Raw genomic sequence first — 3097 nt, forward strand, 5'->3', positions numbered from 1 at the left:
CTCGCAAGGCGGAGCGGACGAAGCGCCGACCATGCAGCAGGCGGTTGCCGCCTACCGCATCTTCGAAGGCGAGGCGCGCCTGCGCATGAGCGATGCGGAAGTCGCGGCAAGGGTCGCCGCCGACATGGCGGTCGGCGATCCCGATGCTGCCGCCCGCCAGTTCGCCACCGCCATGGCAAGCGGCGACAGAAGCGCCCTGATGCGCGGCATAACGCGTCCCGCCCTGGTCATCCATGGCGGCGACGATCCCTGGTTCCCCCTCGTCCATGCGCAAAGCACGGCGGCGGCGCTCGGCAATGCCCGCATCGAGATCGTCGAGGGCATGGGCCACATCATCTCGGACGAAGCGGCACCAGCCGTCGCCGCACGCATCGCCGCCTTCGTCTCGCCTTGAGGGCGCGGAAGCCGGCGCACCCAGGCCGGTTCCAGCGATCCTCCGGCGCGTCGACCGCCTCGTTCATCTCGGCCTTGTTTCACGAAGTGAAATTTCTGGAACCGGCGTGTCGGCTGCGGGTTCTACTTCGGCTAACGGTCCTCATTCCCTTTAGCGAACGGAAGCCGGCCCGGTGTGTCCCGTCCCTTCCCACCGGGTCGGCGAGTTTCGCGCCTGTGTCAGGCGCGAACGGTCAATCGTGGGGTCAAGGCTCCGTCGGCCGGTGCTTTTTTCGGAACACAGCATCCGCTCGGCGGTTGGGGTTGTCTGAACAGGATCGATCCTGGAAGGAGACACCCATGGACCACACCAATCATGTCCGTCTCGACGCGGTCGAGATCAATTCCGCCAATCTGGCCGGTGCCACCGTCTATGGCCCAAACGATGAAAATCTGGGCTCCGTCTCCCATGTCCACAATGAAGGCCTTGAGAGCGAGATCGTCGTCGATGTCGGCGGCTTCCTCGGCATCGGCACCAAGCCGGTAGCGCTGCGCGCCAGCCAGCTCGATCTCATGCGCGATGAAGACGGCGAGGTTCACGTCGTCACCACCTTCACCGAGGAAGAGCTGAAACAGATGCCCAAACACCACGACCCCGCCGGTAGCGCGCCCTGGCCGTCATCGTGACAGCGTGTGTCGATCAACGCGCGGCGTTTTTTCGGACGTTCTGAGCCAAGGCGATCGCAGCGGCTTCGCGATCGCCGCGCGGGTCAGAGCCTGTCGATCCAGGCGGTGAGGGCGGCGTTCACGTCGTCCCTGCGATCCTGCATGATCCAGTGCCCGGCATTTTCCCACACATCCACTTTCGACTCGGCATGGGAGAACCATGGCCGCATGCGCTCGGCTTGCGCCGCATCCCGGCACAGATGATAGACGGGCACGGTCAGCTTTTTGCAGAAGCTCGCGCTCTGCTCCCCGACGCCCACCTGCCCGGGTCCGAAGAACAGCGGCGCGAAGGATTCGCGCACGACCTCAGCCGGCGTGCCCTGTGCGCGCCGCGCATGCCAGCGCTCGAAGGCCGGGTCGGTCGCGGGGTCGTAGGCAAGCTTGAACAGCGCCGACGCGGCAGTGGCAGGGTCGCCGGTCTTCAGCCTGCCGGCCGTCCTGGCGAACAGCTTTGCCGCGTCGTCGCCGAAGCCGAGTGCTCCGTCGATGGAGATCACCGCGTCGACCAGATCCGGTCTCTTGGCCGCCAGGCGGGCGGCGATGTGCCCGCCCATCGAGTGTCCCGCAACGATGAATGTCTGGCCTGGATAACGGCTCGCGATCAAGGCCTCGATGTCGGCGGTATAGTCGTCGGGCGTATAGGCACCGCTCGGCATCACTTCGGAGCGGCCGTGGCCGCGCAGGTCGGGGGCGACGACGCGGTAGCGGCTCTCCAGCAGCGGAAGCTGGAAGCTCCAGTCGTGGGAATCGCAGGTCCAGCCATGCAGCAGCATCAGGTTCCGGCCTTTGCCGGCCTCGGTATGGAAAAGCTTCGCCGCCGGGGGCGCCCCGGCGGCTCCGGCAGGGGCCGCCGCCGCGACCGCTGCCGCACCGGCGAGTTTCAGCAGGCCGCGCCGCGAAAGATCGAACTGTGTCATGGAAATCCTCTTTGCAAAGCTTGCGTCCGCGCCGTCGCGCCGCAAGTTGCAAGGTAGATATCCAACGTATATCTAGGATCAAGAATGCACCTTTCGGTGCGTAGATATACGGAAGGATATCGCCATGGCGGTTGATCCGGTGTTCTTTGCCGATTGCGCCGCGCGCTCGTTCTTCGATCAGGTCGCCAACAAATGGTCGGTGATGATCCTCACCGTGCTGATCGAGAAGCCGACGCGCTTCAACGAATTCAGGCGCAGGCTGGAAGGCATCACCCACAAGGCGCTCACGCAGGCGCTGCGGCGCCTGGAACGCAACGGGCTGATCGCGCGCACGGTCTTCCCCACCTCGCCGGTCTCGGTCGAATATTCCATCACCGATCTCGGCCGCACCCTCCAGGTCCCCCTCGGCGCGGCCTTCGACTGGGCGATCGGCCATCTGCACGAGATCGAGCAGGCGCAGGCCGCTTATGACGGCAGGGGCGTGTGAGGCCGTATCCCGCCTGTAGCCATTTTCTGCAGCGTTCCTGACACTCTCAGCTCGATGCGCCCTTCGGAAACCGCGATGCCGTAAAGCGCGCTGAGCAGGCTCTTGCGCACCGAAGCGACATCGGTCTTTGCGCTCACATCGCCCCAGCGCGCGACCGCCTTGCCGTCCTGCACGATCATGAAGGCCCTCGGCTTCAGCGCCTTGGAAGCCTCTTCCACGGCACCAAGCCCCTGCATCGACCAGCCGGCCGCCTTCGGGTCGGCAGTCGCCCATGGCTCCGCTGGCCGTGCATCAACAGCACGACGACAAAACTCAGCACCCAGCCGGCAAATCGCACTGGCACGCTCCGGTTCGGACCGGATTTCGGCGGACAATCCGGTGAATGTGTGACCGTATCGGGCCTTGGCCAATGTGGTGCGTCCTTCGAGGCTCGCTGCGCTCGCACCTCAGGATGAGGGAGACCGTGCAACGGCGCCCGAATCTGCGACATTTCAGAATTTCACCTGAACGGCACAACCGCCCTCATCAACTCTGAGGACTTTCGGCGTCTCTGAGCCTTGCGTTGAGCGTGATGACGATCTTTCTCATGACTGCA

At 64.8% G+C, this 3097-nt stretch carries 5 protein-coding genes; 3 read left to right on the forward strand and 2 right to left on the reverse strand.

Annotated elements, in window-relative coordinates; translation table 11 throughout:
• The coding region (locus tag L4923_RS30670; RefSeq protein WP_239370867.1) for an alpha/beta fold hydrolase at nt 1-394 on the forward strand (394 nt) is incomplete at its 5' end.
• A 338-nt stretch (nt 395-732) separates the two neighbouring features.
• Nucleotides 733-1059, forward strand: coding sequence for a PRC-barrel domain-containing protein (locus L4923_RS30675; RefSeq protein ID WP_239370868.1), 327 nt, complete (start codon nt 733-735; stop codon nt 1057-1059).
• Between the two features lie 83 nt (nt 1060-1142).
• Here L4923_RS30675 and L4923_RS30680 read toward each other — a convergent pair whose 3' ends face one another.
• Complete coding sequence (locus L4923_RS30680) at nt 1143-2015, reverse strand: alpha/beta fold hydrolase (protein ID WP_239370869.1); 873 nt, start codon at nt 2013-2015, stop codon at nt 1143-1145.
• A 124-nt stretch (nt 2016-2139) separates the two neighbouring features.
• On the opposite strand from L4923_RS30680, the gene L4923_RS30685 reads away from it, so the two are divergent.
• Nucleotides 2140-2502 (forward strand): winged helix-turn-helix transcriptional regulator, encoded by a 363-nt coding sequence (locus tag L4923_RS30685; protein WP_239370870.1) that lies wholly within the window; start codon nt 2140-2142, stop codon nt 2500-2502.
• Here the strand turns inward: L4923_RS30685 and L4923_RS30690 are convergent.
• Nucleotides 2481-2912: a hypothetical protein gene (locus L4923_RS30690; protein WP_239370871.1), complete on the reverse strand. Its 432-nt coding sequence runs from the start codon at nt 2910-2912 to the stop codon at nt 2481-2483. The two genes, L4923_RS30685 and L4923_RS30690, sit on opposite strands and share 22 nt — an antisense overlap.
• Nucleotides 2913-3097 lie beyond the last annotated feature (185 nt).

This window comes from Terribium retamae, assembly GCF_022347545.1.
Classification (GTDB): domain Bacteria; phylum Pseudomonadota; class Alphaproteobacteria; order Rhizobiales; family Rhizobiaceae; genus Mesorhizobium; species Mesorhizobium retamae.

What these genes read in the sequence shown, in the direction of transcription:
- L4923_RS30685 (WP_239370870.1), top strand. Translation starts at nt 2,140, where the DNA reads ATGGCGGTTGATCCGGTGTTCTTTGCCGATTGCGCCGCGCGCTCGTTC.
- L4923_RS30680 (WP_239370869.1), bottom strand. Translation starts at nt 2,015, where the DNA reads ATGACACAGTTCGATCTTTCGCGGCGCGGCCTGCTGAAACTCGCCGGT.
- L4923_RS30675 (WP_239370868.1), top strand. Translation starts at nt 733, where the DNA reads ATGGACCACACCAATCATGTCCGTCTCGACGCGGTCGAGATCAATTCC.